The organism is Streptomyces sp. NPDC048196 (assembly GCF_040652715.1).
GTDB classification, from domain to species: domain Bacteria; phylum Actinomycetota; class Actinomycetes; order Streptomycetales; family Streptomycetaceae; genus Streptomyces; species Streptomyces siderophoricus.
On sequence record NZ_JBEZMM010000040.1, the window covers coordinates 13,919 to 28,478 of the forward strand.

Annotated in this window: 13 protein-coding genes; all 13 read right to left on the reverse strand. The window is 70.9% G+C overall.

Going from position 1 to position 14,560, the window contains the following annotated elements; all coding sequences use genetic code 11:
* Position 1: 1 nt before the first annotated feature.
* The 13 genes from metK to pyrR all read right to left on the reverse strand — a co-directional run bounded on the left by metK (position 2) and on the right by pyrR (position 14,420).
* On the reverse strand, positions 2-1,210 hold the full coding sequence (gene metK / locus AB0E02_RS29365; RefSeq protein WP_362144563.1) for a methionine adenosyltransferase: 1,209 nt from the start codon (positions 1,208-1,210) through the stop codon (positions 2-4).
* Between the two features lie 253 nt (positions 1,211-1,463).
* Positions 1,464-2,702 carry a bifunctional phosphopantothenoylcysteine decarboxylase/phosphopantothenate--cysteine ligase CoaBC gene (coaBC, locus tag AB0E02_RS29370; RefSeq protein WP_362144566.1) on the reverse strand — a complete coding sequence of 413 codons (1,239 nt, stop codon included), beginning with the start codon at positions 2,700-2,702 and terminating at the stop codon, positions 1,464-1,466.
* A 118-nt stretch (positions 2,703-2,820) separates the two neighbouring features.
* Positions 2,821-3,093: a DNA-directed RNA polymerase subunit omega gene (gene rpoZ / locus AB0E02_RS29375; protein ID WP_030412017.1), complete on the reverse strand. Its 273-nt coding sequence runs from the start codon at positions 3,091-3,093 to the stop codon at positions 2,821-2,823.
* A gap of 103 nt (positions 3,094-3,196) precedes the next feature.
* Positions 3,197-3,820 carry a guanylate kinase gene (gene gmk / locus AB0E02_RS29380; RefSeq protein WP_030412016.1) on the reverse strand — a complete coding sequence of 208 codons (624 nt, stop codon included), beginning with the start codon at positions 3,818-3,820 and terminating at the stop codon, positions 3,197-3,199.
* A 38-nt stretch (positions 3,821-3,858) separates the two neighbouring features.
* On the reverse strand, positions 3,859-4,185 hold the full coding sequence (gene mihF / locus AB0E02_RS29385) for an integration host factor, actinobacterial type (RefSeq protein ID WP_030412015.1): 327 nt from the start codon (positions 4,183-4,185) through the stop codon (positions 3,859-3,861).
* Positions 4,186-4,391: 206 nt separating this feature from the next.
* Positions 4,392-5,243 carry an orotidine-5'-phosphate decarboxylase gene (gene pyrF / locus AB0E02_RS29390; RefSeq protein ID WP_362144570.1) on the reverse strand — a complete coding sequence of 284 codons (852 nt, stop codon included), beginning with the start codon at positions 5,241-5,243 and terminating at the stop codon, positions 4,392-4,394.
* On the reverse strand, positions 5,240-6,349 hold the full coding sequence (locus AB0E02_RS29395) for a quinone-dependent dihydroorotate dehydrogenase (protein ID WP_362144573.1): 1,110 nt from the start codon (positions 6,347-6,349) through the stop codon (positions 5,240-5,242). The genes pyrF and AB0E02_RS29395 overlap by 4 nt, the downstream gene beginning before the upstream one ends.
* A gap of 63 nt (positions 6,350-6,412) precedes the next feature.
* A complete protein-coding gene (gene carB, locus AB0E02_RS29400; protein WP_362144576.1) occupies positions 6,413-9,721 on the reverse strand; it encodes a carbamoyl-phosphate synthase large subunit in 3,309 nt (1,102 codons plus the stop codon).
* A complete protein-coding gene (carA, locus tag AB0E02_RS29405; protein ID WP_362144579.1) occupies positions 9,714-10,871 on the reverse strand; it encodes a glutamine-hydrolyzing carbamoyl-phosphate synthase small subunit in 1,158 nt (385 codons plus the stop codon). The genes carB and carA overlap by 8 nt, the downstream gene beginning before the upstream one ends.
* Complete coding sequence (locus AB0E02_RS29410) at positions 10,868-11,470, reverse strand: hypothetical protein (protein WP_362144582.1); 603 nt, start codon at positions 11,468-11,470, stop codon at positions 10,868-10,870. Before AB0E02_RS29410 ends, carA begins: the two co-directional genes overlap by 4 nt.
* Positions 11,467-12,753, reverse strand: a complete 1,287-nt coding sequence (locus AB0E02_RS29415) for a dihydroorotase (RefSeq protein WP_362144585.1) — start codon at positions 12,751-12,753, stop codon at positions 11,467-11,469. Before AB0E02_RS29415 ends, AB0E02_RS29410 begins: the two co-directional genes overlap by 4 nt.
* Before the next feature lie 5 nt (positions 12,754-12,758).
* A complete protein-coding gene (locus AB0E02_RS29420; protein WP_362144587.1) occupies positions 12,759-13,736 on the reverse strand; it encodes an aspartate carbamoyltransferase catalytic subunit in 978 nt (325 codons plus the stop codon).
* 93 nt (positions 13,737-13,829) lie between these two features.
* Positions 13,830-14,420 carry a bifunctional pyr operon transcriptional regulator/uracil phosphoribosyltransferase PyrR gene (pyrR, locus tag AB0E02_RS29425; RefSeq protein ID WP_362144590.1) on the reverse strand — a complete coding sequence of 197 codons (591 nt, stop codon included), beginning with the start codon at positions 14,418-14,420 and terminating at the stop codon, positions 13,830-13,832.
* Positions 14,421-14,560: the final 140 nt, after the last annotated feature.

Genomic DNA, 14,560 nt, shown 5'->3' on the forward strand with positions numbered 1-14,560 from the left:
CTTACAGGCCCGCGGCCTTCTTCAGCGCCTCGACGCGGTCGGTCCGCTCCCAGGTGAAGTCCTCCAGCTCGCGGCCGAAGTGGCCGTAGGCGGCGGTCTGGGAGTAGATCGGGCGGAGCAGGTCGAGGTCGCGGATGATCGCGGCCGGGCGGAGGTCGAAGACCGCGGCGATGGCCTGCTCGATCTTGTCCGTGTCGACGGTGGCGGTGCCGAAGGTCTCGACGAAGAGACCGACCGGCTCGGCCTTGCCGATGGCGTAGGCGACCTGGACCTCACAGCGGGCGGCGAGGCCGGCGGCGACCACGTTCTTGGCGACCCAGCGCATGGCGTAGGCGGCCGAGCGGTCGACCTTGGACGGGTCCTTGCCGGAGAAGGCACCGCCGCCGTGGCGGGCCATACCGCCGTAGGTGTCGATGATGATCTTGCGGCCGGTCAGGCCGGCGTCACCCATCGGGCCGCCGATCTCGAAGCGGCCGGTGGGGTTGACCAGCAGGCGGTAGCCGTCGGTGTCCAGCTTGATGCCGTCCTCGACGAGCTGGTTGAGGACGTGCTCGACGACGAACTCGCGGATGTCGGGAGCGAGCAGCGAGTCGAGGTCGATGTCGCTGGCGTGCTGCGAGGAGACCACGACGGTGTCGAGGCGGACGGCCTTGTGGCCGTCGTACTCGATGGTGACCTGGGTCTTGCCGTCGGGGCGGAGGTAGGGGATGGTGCCGTTCTTCCGGACCTCGGACAGCCGGCGCGAGAGGCGGTGCGCGAGGTAGATCGGGAGCGGCATCAGCTCCGGCGTCTCGTCGCAGGCGTAGCCGAACATCAGGCCCTGGTCGCCCGCGCCCTGCCGGTCCAGCTCGTCGTCGTCGCCCTCGACGCGGTTCTCGTAGGCGGTGTCGACGCCCTGCGCGATGTCCGGGGACTGCGCGCCGATGGAGACCGAGACGCCGCAGGACGCGCCGTCGAAGCCCTTCTTGGACGAGTCGTAACCGATCTCGAGGATCTTGTTGCGGACGAGGTTGGGGATGTCGGCGTACGCCTTGGTCGTCACCTCGCCGGCCACGTGGACCAAGCCGGTGGTGATCAGCGTCTCGACGGCGACCCGGGAGGTGGGGTCCTCCTTGAGGAGCGCGTCGAGGATCGTGTCGCTGATCTGGTCAGCGATCTTGTCGGGGTGGCCCTCGGTGACGGACTCCGAGGTGAACAGGCGGCGGGACACATCGCTCCCTGGGGTTGCAGCGGCTGCTGGCTGATCATGGGCGGAAGGGCCGAGAGCTGCGCTCGGCCCGATCCACTCGCCAGTTTATCGGTCGTATGTGGCGTTCGGGCACGCGGTCTCGATTTCTGGACCCCTCGTGACCTGGGACACCACACCTCACGGTAGGACGATCACCGGGCGGGGGCGACACGGTCAAGGGAACACGCCCGATTTTGTGGGGCCGGTGGGGTGAAAGAGGAGAGGGTGCGCGGAATCAGCGGTGATTCTCGGCCAGCCGGGGGGCGACCAGATCCCACACCGTGTCCGCGAGGGCTTCCTTCGGACCGTACGGGACCGGGGTCTCGGTGCCGTCGGCCGCCAGGATCACCGCCTCGTTCTCGGCCGAGCCGAACGCCTTGTGCTCGCCGACCTCGTTGACGACCAGCAGGTCACAGCCCTTGCGGGCGAGCTTGGCGCGCCCGTTGGCGAGCACGTCGTCGGTCTCCGCGGCGAACCCCACCACCACCTGGCCGGGCCGGGCGCGGTCGGCGGACAGCTCGGCGAGGATGTCCGGATTACGGACCAGCACGATCGGCTCCGGCTCCTGGCCCTCCACCTTCTTGATCTTGGCGGTGGTGTAGGCGGCGGGGCGGAAGTCGGCGACCGCGGCCGCCATGACCACGGCGTCGGCGTCCGCGGCGGCCTTCAGCACGGCCTCCCGGAGCTGGCGGGCGGTGCCGACCGGGACCACGTCCACGCCCACCGGGTCGGGCAGCTCGGTGTTCCCGGCGACCAGGGTGACCCGGGCGCCGCGCGCGGCAGCCGTGGCCGCGAGCGCGTAGCCCTGCTTGCCCGAGGAGCGGTTGCCCAGGTAGCGGACCGGGTCCAGCGGCTCGCGGGTGCCGCCGGCACTGACCACGACGTGGCGTCCCGCGAGGTCCGCCACGGCGGCCCCCTCGGCCCCGCGGGCCAGCACCCGGCGGCAGAGGGCGAAGATCTCCACCGGGTCGGGGAACCGGCCCTTGCCGGTGTCGACGCCGGTCAGCCGGCCGACCGCGGGCTCGACGACGATCGCGCCGCGGCGGCGCAGCGTGGCGACGTTCTCCTGGGTGGCCGGGTTCTCCCACATCTCGGTGTGCATCGCGGGGGCGAAGATCACCGGACAGCGGGCGGTCAGCAGCGTGTTGGTCAGCAGGTCGTCGGCGAGGCCGTGGGCGGCCTTGGCCAGCATGTCGGCGGTGGCCGGGGCGACCACGACGAGGTCCGCGGCCTGGCCGATCCGGACGTGCGGGACCTCGTGGACGGACTCCCAGACCTCGGTGTCGGCCGGGTGGCCGGACAGCGCGGACCAGGTGGCCTCGCCGACGAAGTGCAGCGCCGAGGCGGTCGGCACCACCCGGACGTCGTGCCCGGACTCGGTCAGCCGGCGCAGCAGCTCGCACGCCTTGTACGCGGCGATCCCGCCGCTGACCCCCAGGACGACCCTGGGCCGCTCCCGCTCCCGCTTGTCCATCGCTTCGCCGCTCCCCGAGCTTGTGGTCCGCACCACGTCCGTAGCGCCTCTGTAGTCCCTATGACACACCAAAGGCCCGGCGGAAGTGCCGCCGGGCCCTGGATGAACCTGCTGCTGCCTACTGGGCCGGGCCCTCGATGGACTCGGAGGTCAGCAGACCCGCGTTGATCTCGCGCAGCGCGATCGACAGGGGCTTCTCGTGGACGTGGGTGTCCACGAGCGGGCCGACGTACTCCAGCAGGCCCTCGCCGAGCTGGGAGTAGTACGCGTTGATCTGCCGCGCGCGCTTGGCGGCGTAGATCACGAGGCTGTACTTCGAGTCGGTGGCCTCGAGAAGCTCATCAATGGGCGGGTTGATGATGCCCTCGGGAGCGGTGATGGAAGAGGACACTCTCTACCTTCCGAAAGGGGATGAAGCCTGGGTGGCATGCACCCGGCCGTCGTACGGGCCGGCGCAAAGTCCGTGCGTCCGGAGCCGGAGCGGCTCCGCGGGGTCAGCCGCTGGTGCTCTTGTCCCCGGATCGATGCAGCATCAAGGCTAGCAGCTCACGGCTCACGTCCTCGACGGAGGTGTTGACGCACGTCACGTCGAACTCCTTCTCCGCGGCCAGCTCGACCCGGGCCACCTCCAGGCGGCGCTCGATGACCTCGGGCGCCTCCGTGCCCCGGCCGGTGAGCCGGCGGACCAGCTCCTCCCAGCTCGGCGGGGCGAGGAAGACCAGCTGGGCCTCGGGCATGGACTCCCGGACCTGGCGGGCGCCCTGCAGATCGATCTCCAGCAGGACCGGCTCGCCGGCCGCCAGCCGGTCCAGGACCGCCTGGCGCGGGGTGCCGTAGCGGTTGCCGGCGAACTCGGCCCATTCGAGCAGCTCGCCGTTGGCGATCAGCTTGTCGAACTCCTCGTCGTCGACGAAGAAGTACTGGACGCCGTGCCGCTCCCCGGGTCGCGGGGAGCGGGTGGTGGCCGATACCGAGAGCCACACCTCGGGGTGGACCTTGCGCATATGCGCGACGACCGTGCTCTTGCCGACCCCTGAGGGGCCGGAGAGCACGGTCAGTCGCGGTTGTCTGGCCGGGGGGCCGGCGGGGGTCGTCCCCCGGGAGACTGCAGAACTCATGCAGCGATTATTCCAGCTTCCCGGCGATGCCGGAAAATTCAGCCGGAAGCACTGCCGCCGAATTCGCGCTCCAGTGCCGCGATCTGGTTGGAGCCAAGGCCCCGGACGCGGCGGCTCTCGGAGATCCCGAGCCGCTCCATGAGCTGCTTGGCACGGACCTTGCCCACGCCGGGCAGGGACTCCAGGAGGGCGGAGACCTTCATCTTGCCGATGACGTCGTTCTTCTGGCCCTGCTGGATGACCTCGTGGAGGGAAGCACCGGAGTGCTTGAGCCGATTCTTGACCTCGGCGCGCTCCCGGCGAGCCGCGGCGGCCTTCTCGAGCGCGGCTGCGCGCTGTTCAGGGGTAAGGGGCGGAAGAGCCACGCCTACGTCACCTCGGATGTCGAACTGTCGGATACGGACCGGTGTGGAACCTAGTCGCCCCGCACCTGCGGAGCAACGAGCAACGCGCTTACGTGCACTGCTCTCGACGGAGACTAGCGGCCGAGCGCGCCGGAGTCAGCGAGAACAGACGAAAAGTCCTGGTCAGACTCTGCTGACCAGGACAATTCGGGACCAAACTCCCCGTCTTACGGTGCCTGATCGAGCGCGGTGCGCACTTCCTCGGTGAATCGGTCCGCCGCGGCACGCAGTCCGGCGGCGTCCGGACCGTGCTTCAGCACCCCCCGGCTGACGCTGGGGAGGACGTTGCCGGCCGCGGCGCCGAAGACGGTCGGCAGGTCGGCCGGGGTGGCGCCCTGCGCACCGATGCCGGGAGCCAGCAGCGGGCCGTTGATCGCCAGATCGAACGAGGAGAGATCACCGAGGGTCGCGCCGACGACAGCGCCGAAGGAGCCCAGCGGCTCGGCACCGGCGTTCTCGTCGGCGAGATGGCCGAGCATCGTCGCCGCGAGGGTCCGGCCGTCCTCGCGGACCGCGCGCTGGACCTCGGCGCCCTCCGGGTTGGAGGTCAGCGCCAGCACGAACAGGCCCGCACCGCTCTCCCGGGCCAGGTCGGCGGCCGGCTTCAGCGAGCCGTAGCCGAGGTACGGGGAGACCGTCAGGGCGTCCGAGAACAGCGGCGAGCCCGGGCGCAGATAGGTCTCGGCGTAGGCCGCCATGGTGGAGCCGATGTCGCCGCGCTTGGCGTCCATCAGCACCAGCGCGCCGCGCTCGCGGGCCTCGACGACGGCGGTCTCCAGCACGGCCAGGCCGCGCGAGCCGAACCGCTCGAAGAACGCGGACTGCGGCTTGAAGACGGCGACGTGCTCGCCGAGCGCCTCGACGACGGTGCGGGTGAACCGGGCCAGGCCCGCGACGTCGTCGTTCAGGCCCCAGTCGGCCAGCAGCGAGGCGTGCGGGTCGATGCCGACGCAGAGCGGCCCGCGCTCGTCCATGGCACGGCGCAGTCGCGCGCCGAAGGAGTCCGGGCCGGCGGTCATGCGGTCACCTTCTTGTGTTCGGCGCCGACGGCGTCGGCGAGGGTGGCGTACGGGCTGGTGCGCAGGCGCGCGGCCAGGCCCTTGTGGATCGAGCGGCACCAGAACGGGCCCTGGTAGATGAACGCGCTGTAGCCCTGGACGAGGGTGGCGCCGGCGAGGATGCGCTGCCAGGCGTCCTCGGCGGTCTCGATGCCCCCGACGCCGACCAGGGTGACCTTGTCGCCGACCCGGGCGTAGAGGCGGCGCAGCACCTCCAGGGACCGCTGCTTGACGGGCGCGCCGGAGAGCCCGCCGGTCTCCTGGACCACGGCTGGGTCGGACGTCAGGCCCAGGCCCTCGCGGGCGATGGTGGTGTTGGTGGCGATGATGCCGTCCAGACCGAGTTCGACGGCGAGGTCGGCGACCGCGTCGACGTCCTCGTCGGCCAGGTCCGGGGCGATCTTGACCAGGAGGGGGACCCGGCGGTCGGTGACCGTGCGGTCGGCGGCCTCGCGGACCGCGGTCAGCAGCGGCCGCAGGTGGTCGACCGCCTGCAGGTTGCGCAGGCCCGGGGTGTTCGGCGACGAGACGTTGACGACCAGGTAGTCGGCGTGCCGGGCCAGCCGCTCGGTGGAGGTGACGTAATCACCGATCGCCTCGGACTCCGGGACGATCTTGGTCTTGCCGATGTTGACGCCGAGGGTGGTCGGGAAGACCGGGTTGCGGGCCGCCAGGCGGGCCGCGACGGACGCGGAACCGTCGTTGTTGAAGCCCATGCGGTTGATCAGCGCGCGGTCCGGTACGAGCCGGAACAGGCGCTTCTTGGGGTTGCCGGGCTGCGGCTGGGCGGTGACCGTGCCGATCTCGACGTGGTCGAAGCCGAGCATGGTCATGCCGTCGATGGCGACCGCGTTCTTGTCGAAGCCGGCGGCCAGGCCGAACGGGCCGTGCATCCGGCGGCCGAACGCCTCGACGCGCAGTTCCTTGTAGCGCGGGGCGAGGGCGGCGGCGAGGAAGGTGCGCAGCACGGGCACCTGCGCGGCCCGCCGGATCCACCCGAAGGCCAGGTGGTGGGCCCGCTCGGGATCCATGCGCGTGAAGAAGAGCCGGAAGAAGAGCTGGTACATGGTGTGTGTCCTCACGAAGAGGGGGACACAGCGGCGGTTTCGCTGTGTCCCCCTCTCGGGCTGCTAGTCGCGGGCCGCGGTCAGGTGTTCCGCGTGTTCCTGGAGTGACCTGACGCCCACGTCGCCGCGGTTCATCGCCTCGATGCCCTGGACGGCGGCCGCGAGGGCCTGGACCGTGGTCAGGCAGGGCACCGAGCGGGCCACCGCCGCCGTACGGATGTCGTAGCCGTCGAGGCGGCCGCCGGTGCCGTACGGGGTGTTGACGATCAGGTCGACCTCGCCGGCGTGGATCAGCTGGACGATGGTCTGCTCGCCGTTCGGGCCCTCGCCCTCGGACTGCTTGCGCACGACGGTGGCGTTGATGCCGTTGCGGCGCAGCACCTCGGCCGTGCCGGAGGTCGCGAGCAGCTCGAAGCCGTGCGCGACCAGCTCCCGCGCCGGGAAGATCATCGAGCGCTTGTCGCGGTTGGCGACGGAGACGAACGCCCGGCCCTTGGTGGGCAGCGCGCCGTACGCCCCGGCCTGCGACTTGGCGTAGGCGGTGCCGAAGACCGAGTCGATGCCCATGACCTCACCGGTGGAGCGCATCTCCGGGCCGAGGACGGTGTCCACGCCACGGCCGTGGACGTCGCGGAACCGGCTCCACGGCATCACGGCCTCCTTGACGGAGATCGGCGCGTCCAGCGGCAGGGTGCCGCCGTCGCCGGTCTTCGGCAGCAGGCCCTCGGCGCGCAGTTCGGCGACGGTGGCGCCGAGCGAGATCCTCGCCGCGGCCTTGGCCAGCGGCACCGCGGTCGCCTTCGAGGTGAAGGGGACGGTGCGGGACGCGCGGGGGTTGGCCTCCAGGACGTAGAGGATGTCGCCGGCCATCGCGAACTGGATGTTGATCAGTCCGCGGACGCCCACTCCCTTGGCGATGGCCTCGGTGGAGGCGCGCAGCCGCTTGATGTCGAAGCCGCCGAGGGTGATCGGGGGCAGCGCGCAGGCGGAGTCGCCGGAGTGGATGCCGGCCTCCTCGATGTGCTCCATGACGCCGCCGAGGTAGAGCTCGTGGCCGTCGTAGAGCGCGTCGACGTCGATCTCTATGGCGTCGTCGAGGAAGCGGTCGATGAGGACCGGGTGCTCGGAGATCAGCCCCGCGTGCCGCTCCAGGTACTCGCCGAGCGACGGCTCGTCGTAGACGATCTCCATGCCGCGGCCGCCGAGGACGTAGGACGGCCGGACCATGACCGGGTAGCCGATCTCGGCGGCGATCCGCTTGGCCTCGTCGAAGGAGAAGGCGGTGCCGTACTTGGGGGCGGGCAGCCCGGCCTCGGTGAGGACCCGGCCGAAGGCGCCGCGCTCCTCGGCGAGGTCGATGGCCTCGGGCGAGGTGCCGACGATCGGCACGCCGTTGTCCTTGAGCGCCTGCGCCAGGCCCAGCGGGGTCTGGCCGCCGAGCTGGACGATGACGCCGGCGACCGGCCCGGCCTGGGTCTCGGCGTGCACGATCTCCAGCACGTCTTCCAGCGTGAGCGGCTCGAAGTACAGGCGGTCGGAGGTGTCGTAGTCCGTCGAGACGGTCTCCGGGTTGCAGTTGACCATCACGGTCTCGTAGCCGGCGTCGGACAGCGCGAACGAGGCGTGGACGCAGGAGTAGTCGAACTCGATGCCCTGGCCGATGCGGTTGGGGCCGGAGCCGAGGATGATCACGGCCGGCTTCTCGCGCGGGGCGACCTCGCTCTCCTCGTCGTAGGACGAGTAGAAGTACGGGGTCTTCGCGGCGAACTCGGCGGCGCAGGTGTCCACGGTCTTGTAGACCGGGCGGACGCCGAGGGCGTGCCGGACCTCGCGCACGACGTCCTCGCGCAGGCCCCGGACCGCGGCGATCTGGGCGTCGGAGAAGCCGTAGCGCTTTGCTTCCGCGAGGATTTCCGGGCCGAGCTTGTCGGCGTCGGCGATCTCGTCGGCGATCTCCTTGACCAGGAAGAGCTGGTCGACGAACCAGGGGTCGATCTTCGTGGCGTCGAAGACCTCCTGGGGGGTCGCGCCGGCGCGGATCGCCTGCATGACGGTGTTGATCCGGCCGTCGGTGGGGACCTGGGACTTCTCCAGGAGGGCGGCCTTCTCGCCCGGCTCGCCGGCGAAGTCGAACTGGCTGCCCTTCTTCTCCAGGGAGCGCAGCGCCTTCTGCAGCGCCTCGGGGAAGTTGCGGCCGATGGCCATGGCCTCGCCGACCGACTTCATGGTGGTGGTCAGCGTGGCGTCGGCGGCCGGGAACTTCTCGAAGGCGAAGCGCGGCACCTTGACGACCACGTAGTCGAGGCTCGGCTCGAAGGAGGCCGGCGTCTTCTCGGTGATGTCGTTGGGGATCTCGTCGAGGGTGTAGCCGACGGCGAGACGGGCGGCGATCTTCGCGATCGGGAAGCCGGTGGCCTTGGAGGCGAGCGCCGAGGAACGCGATACGCGCGGGTTCATCTCGATGACGATCACGCGACCGTCCTCGGGGTTCACCGCGAACTGGATGTTGCAGCCGCCGGTGTCGACGCCGACCTCGCGGATGACCGCGATGCCGACGTCCCGCAGGATCTGGTACTCGCGGTCGGTGAGCGTCATGGCCGGCGCGACGGTGATCGAGTCGCCGGTGTGGACGCCCATCGGGTCGAAGTTCTCGATGGAGCAGACGACCACGACGTTGTCGTTCTTGTCGCGCATCAGCTCCAGCTCGTACTCCTTCCAGCCGAGGATGGACTCCTCCAGGAGCACCTCGGTGGTCGGGGAGAGCGTGAGGCCCTGGCCGGCGATCCGGCGCAGCTCGTCCTCGTCGTGCGCGAAGCCGGAGCCGGCGCCGCCCATGGTGAAGGACGGGCGGACGACGACGGGGTAGCCGCCCAGCTCCTCGACGCCCGCGAGGACGTCGTCCATGGAGTGGCAGATGACCGAGCGGGCGGACTCGCCGTGGCCGATCTTGCGGTTGACCTCCGCCACGACCTCCTTGAAGAGGTCGCGGTCCTCGCCCTTGTTGATCGCCTCGACGTTGGCGCCGATGAGCTCGACGCCGTACTTCTCCAGGGTGCCGGCCTCGTGGAGGGAGATCGCGGTGTTGAGCGCGGTCTGGCCGCCGAGGGTCGGCAGGAGGGCGTCGGGGCGCTCCTTGGCGATGATCTTCTCGACGAATTCCGGGGTGATCGGCTCGACGTAGGTCGCGTCGGCGATCTCCGGGTCGGTCATGATCGTCGCCGGGTTGGAGTTCACCAGGATGACGCGCAGGCCCTCGGACTTGAGGACCCGGCAGGCCTGGGTGCCGGAGTAGTCGAACTCGGCGGCCTGTCCGATGACGATCGGGCCGGAGCCGATGACCAGGACGGACTGGATATCGGTGCGCTTAGGCACGCTGGCCCTCCATCAGGGAAACGAAGCGGTCGAAGAGGTACGCGGCGTCGTGCGGACCCGCGGCGGCTTCGGGGTGGTACTGGACGCTGAAGGCCGGCTGGTCGAGGAGGTGCAGACCCTCCACCACGTTGTCATTGAGGCAGACGTGGGAGACCTCGGCGCGGCCGAAGGGGGTGTCGGAAACCTCGTCGAGCGGGGCGTCGACGGCGAATCCGTGGTTGTGCGCGGTGACCTCGACCTTGCCGGTCGTGCGGTCCTGGACCGGCTGGTTGATCCCGCGGTGGCCGTACTTGAGCTTGTAGGTGCCGAAGCCCAGCGCGCGGCCGAGGATCTGGTTGCCGAAGCAGATGCCGAACAGCGGGGTCTTCCGCTCCAGGACGCCGCGCATGACGGAGACCGGGTGGTCGGCGGTGGCCGGGTCGCCGGGGCCGTTGGAGAAGAACACGCCGTCGGGGTTGACGGCGTAGACGTCCTCGACGGTGGCGGTGGCGGGCAGGACGTGCACCTCGATGCCGCGCTCGGCCATGCGGTGCGGGGTCATGCCCTTGATGCCGAGGTCGACGGCGGCGACGGTGAACTTCTTCTCGCCGATCGCCGGGACGACGTAGGCCTCCTTGGTGGCGACCTGCGTGGAGAGGTCGGCGCCCTTCATCTCGGGGGCCTGACGCACCTTGGCGAGCATGGTGCCCGCGTCGGGCAGCGCGTCGCCGGAGAAGATCCCGACCCGCATGGCGCCGCGCTCGCGCAGGTGGCGGGTGAGCGCGCGGGTGTCGACGCCGCTGATGCCGACGACGCCCTGGGCGATGAGTTCCTCGTCCAGGGTGCGCACCGAGCGCCAGTTGGACGGGATCCGGGCGGGGTCGCGGACGACGTAGCCGGCGACCCAGATCCGCTGCGACTCGGGGTCCTCGTCGTTGACCCCGGTGTTGCCGATGTGCGGGGCGGTCATGACGACGACCTGGCGGTGGTACGAGGGGTCGGTCAGCGTCTCCTGGTAGCCGGTCATGCCGGTGGAGAACACCGCTTCGCCGAAGGTCTCCCCCACGGCCCCGTAGGCACGACCGCTGAACGTGCGGCCGTCCTCCAGGACAAGTACGGCGGGAAGCGCCTTGTTCCTCTGAGAGGAGCTTCCCCTGGTGGAGGTCGTCATCGTGCGCCTTCCGTTTCGCTCTGCTCGGTGGTGTTTCGGGTGGTGCTGCTGGGGGTGGTGCTCAGTGCGGTGAGGGCCTCGACCCAGGCGGGGTGCTCCTCGGCCCGGTCGGAGCGGAAACCGGAGTCGAGCTCCTGGTCCCCGTGCTGCCAGGTGACGACGAGCAGGCCGCCCTCGGTGAGGACCTTGCCGGCGATGCCCTTGTCGAGACGGGCGCCGCGCAGCGCGGCGGCCGGCACGAAGAAGTCCGTCGCGCCCGGCCGTACGACGTCCAGGCCCTGGTCGGTGAGGGTCAGCTCGACGCGGCTGCGGGTGCCCAGGCCGTGCGCCACGATCCGGTCGAGCCACTGCCCGGCGGTGGTGGAGCCGTGGTAGCGCCCGCTGAGCGTCAGCTTCGGCTCTCCCGGGTCCTCGGGGGTGGCCGGCAGCTCGGGCAGGCCGCCCTGGAGCGTGCCGCGCCACTTCCAGCCCTGGCGCATCAGCCAGTAGACGAACGCGACCAGGACCAGCAGGCCGGCGACCCAGCCGAGCCGTGCCGCCCAGTCGGTGACCGGCGCGGACCGCTGCGCCTCGGCCAGTTGGATCAGTGGAGGAGTCACGCCAGCTTCCCGTCGACGACCGTTGCGCGGCCCCGCAGGAAGGTGTGGGTGACGCGTCCCGGCAGCTCACGGCCCTCGTAGGGGGTGTTGCGGCTGCGGGAGGCGAAGCCCGCGGGGTCCACCTCTCCACGGTAAGCGGAATCGACCAGGGTGAGGTTGGCGGGCTCACCAGCCGAGATGGGCCGGCCGTGGCCCTCCAGGCGGCCGATCCGCGCGGGCCGGAAGGACATCCGCTCGGCGACACCGGCCCAGTCCAGCAGCCCGGTGTCGACCATCGTGTGCTGGACGACGGAGAGCGCGGTCTCCAGGCCGACCATGCCCATGGCCGCGGCGCCCCACTCGCAGTCCTTGTCCTCGTGCGGGTGCGGGGCGTGGTCGGTGGCGACGATGTCGATCGTGCCGTCGGCCAGCGCCTCGCGCAGGGCCAGCACGTCGCGCTCGGTGCGCAGCGGCGGGTTGACCTTGTAGACCGGGTTGTAGGTGCGCACCAGCTCGTCGGTGAGGAGCAGGTGGTGCGGGGTGACCTCGGCGGTGACGTCGATGCCGCGGGACTTGGCCCAGCGGACGATCTCCACCGATCCGGCGGTCGAGAGGTGGCAGATGTGGACCCGGGAGCCGACGTGCTCGGCGAGCAGCACGTCCCGGGCGATGATCGACTCTTCGGCGACCGCGGGCCAGCCGCCCAGGCCCAGTTCGGCCGAGACGATGCCCTCGTTCATCTGGGCGCCCTCGGTCAGCCGCGGCTCCTGGGCGTGCTGAGCGACGACGCCGCCGAACGCCTTCACGTACTCCAGCGCCCGGCGCATGATCACCGCGTCGTCGACGCACTTGCCGTCGTCGGAGAAGACGGTGACCCCGGCGGCGGACTCGTGCATGGCGCCGAGCTCGGCGAGCTTCTTGCCCTCCAGGCCGACGGTGACGGCGCCGATGGGCTGTACGTCGCAGTAGCCGTGTTCCCGGCCCAGTCGCCAGACCTGCTCGACGACGCCGGCGGTGTCGGCGACCGGGAAGGTGTTGGCCATGGCGAAGACGGCGGTGTAGCCGCCGGAGGCGGCCGCGCGGGTGCCGGTGAGGACGGTCTCGGAGTCCTCGCGGCCGGGCTCGCGCAGGTGGGTGTGCAGGTCGACGAGCCCGGGGAGGAGGACCTTGCCGCCGGCCTCGATGACCTCGGCGCCGTCCGCGTCGAGGCCGCTGCCCACGGCCGCGATGAACTCGCCGTCGATCAGGACGTCCTGCGGCTCGCCGCCGAGCACCTGCGCACCACGGATCAGGATCTTGCTCATGGGTCTTACTTCTCCTCGGTACGGGGGTGGGTGACGGCGGGCTCGTTGCCGCCCAGGAGCAGGTAGAGGACGGCCATCCGGATGCTGACGCCGTTGGCGACCTGCTCGACGGCGGTGCAGCGGCCGGAGTCGGCGACCTCGGCGGTGATCTCCATGCCGCGGACCATGGGCCCGGGGTGCATCACCAGGGCGTGGCCGGGCATCCGCGCCATGCGGTCGCCGTCCAGGCCGTAGCGGCGCGAGTACTCGCGCTCGGTGGGGAAGAACGCGGCGTTCATCCGCTCGCGCTGGACCCGCAGCATCATCACGGCGTCGGACTTCGGCAGCACGGCGTCGAGGTCGTACGACACCTCGCAGGGCCAGGTCTCGACGCCGACCGGCACCAGGGTGGGCGGGGCGACGAGGGTGACCTCGGCGCCGAGGGTGTGCAGCAGGTCGACGTTGGACCGGGCGACCCGGCTGTGCAGCACGTCGCCGACGAGGGTGATGCGCCGACCGGCCAGGTCCTGGCCGATCCCGGCGTCCGGGCCGATCAGCCGGCGGCGCATGGTGAAGGCGTCGAGCAGGGCCTGGGTGGGGTGCTGGTGGGTGCCGTCACCGGCGTTGATGACCGGGGCGTCGATCCAGCCGGAGTTGGCGAGCCGGTAGGGGGCGCCGGAGGCACCGTGCCGGATGACGACGGCGTCGACGCCCATCGCCTCCAGGGTCTGCGCGGTGTCCTTGAGGGACTCCCCCTTGGACACGCTCGATCCCTTGGCCGCGAAGTTGATGACGTCCGCGGAGAGCCGCTTCTCGGCGGCCTCGAAGGAGATCCGGGTGCGGGTGGAGTCCTCGAAGAAGAGGTTGCAGACCGTGCGTCCGCGCAGGGTGGGGAGCTTCTTGATCGGCCGGTCGGCGACCCGGGCCATCTCCTCGGCGGTGTCGAGGATCAGCACGGCGTCGTCGCGGGTGAGGTCGGCGGCCGAGATGAGGTGGCGCTTCATCCGGTTTTCTCCGTGTGTGAGGGAGGGGTACGGGAATGTCCGTCAGGCAGGCATGCCTGCGGGCCCGGGGTCACCGGGTCCGTCAGCGGTGCGCTAGCGCTCGCCGGCCGGGGTGGTCTGCTTGAGGCCGAGCAGCACGGCGTCCCGGCCGTCCTCCTCGGTCAGCTGGACCTTGACCGCCTCCCGCAGCGACGTGGGGAGGTTCTTGCCGACGTAGTCGGCACGGATCGGCAGTTCGCGGTGGCCGCGGTCGACGAGGACCGCCAGCTGGACGGCGCGCGGCCGGCCGATGTCGCCCAGGGCGTCCAGGGCGGCGCGGATCGTGCGTCCGGAGAACAGGACGTCGTCGACGAGCAGGACGACCCGGCCCTCGATGCCCTCGGCGGGGATCTCGGTGCGGGCGAGCGTCCGGGCCGGGCCCAGGCGCAGGTCGTCGCGGTACATCGTGATGTCGAGCGAGCCCACCGGGACCGTGCGGCCGGTGATGTCCTGGAGCTTGGCGGCCAGCCGCCGGGCGAGGAAGACGCCACGGGTGGGGATTCCCAGCAGCACCACGTCGTCCGCGCCCTTGGCGCGCTCGACGATCTCGTGGGCGATGCGGGTGAGCATGCGCGCGATGTCCGGGCCTTCGAGCACCGGCCGCGCGGGGAGCTGAGCTCCCGCTTCGGAGCTGTTTGCGTCCATACGAAACGGACCTCCTTCTCCGCCTCACGGGACGGACCTTAAAGGACGTCGGAATTACGCAGTCAGGTTACCAGGACCGCTCCGCTGGCCCGTCTGCACCCCTGACGGGTGAGGGTCTGGCCCATTCCGCTTGACGAACC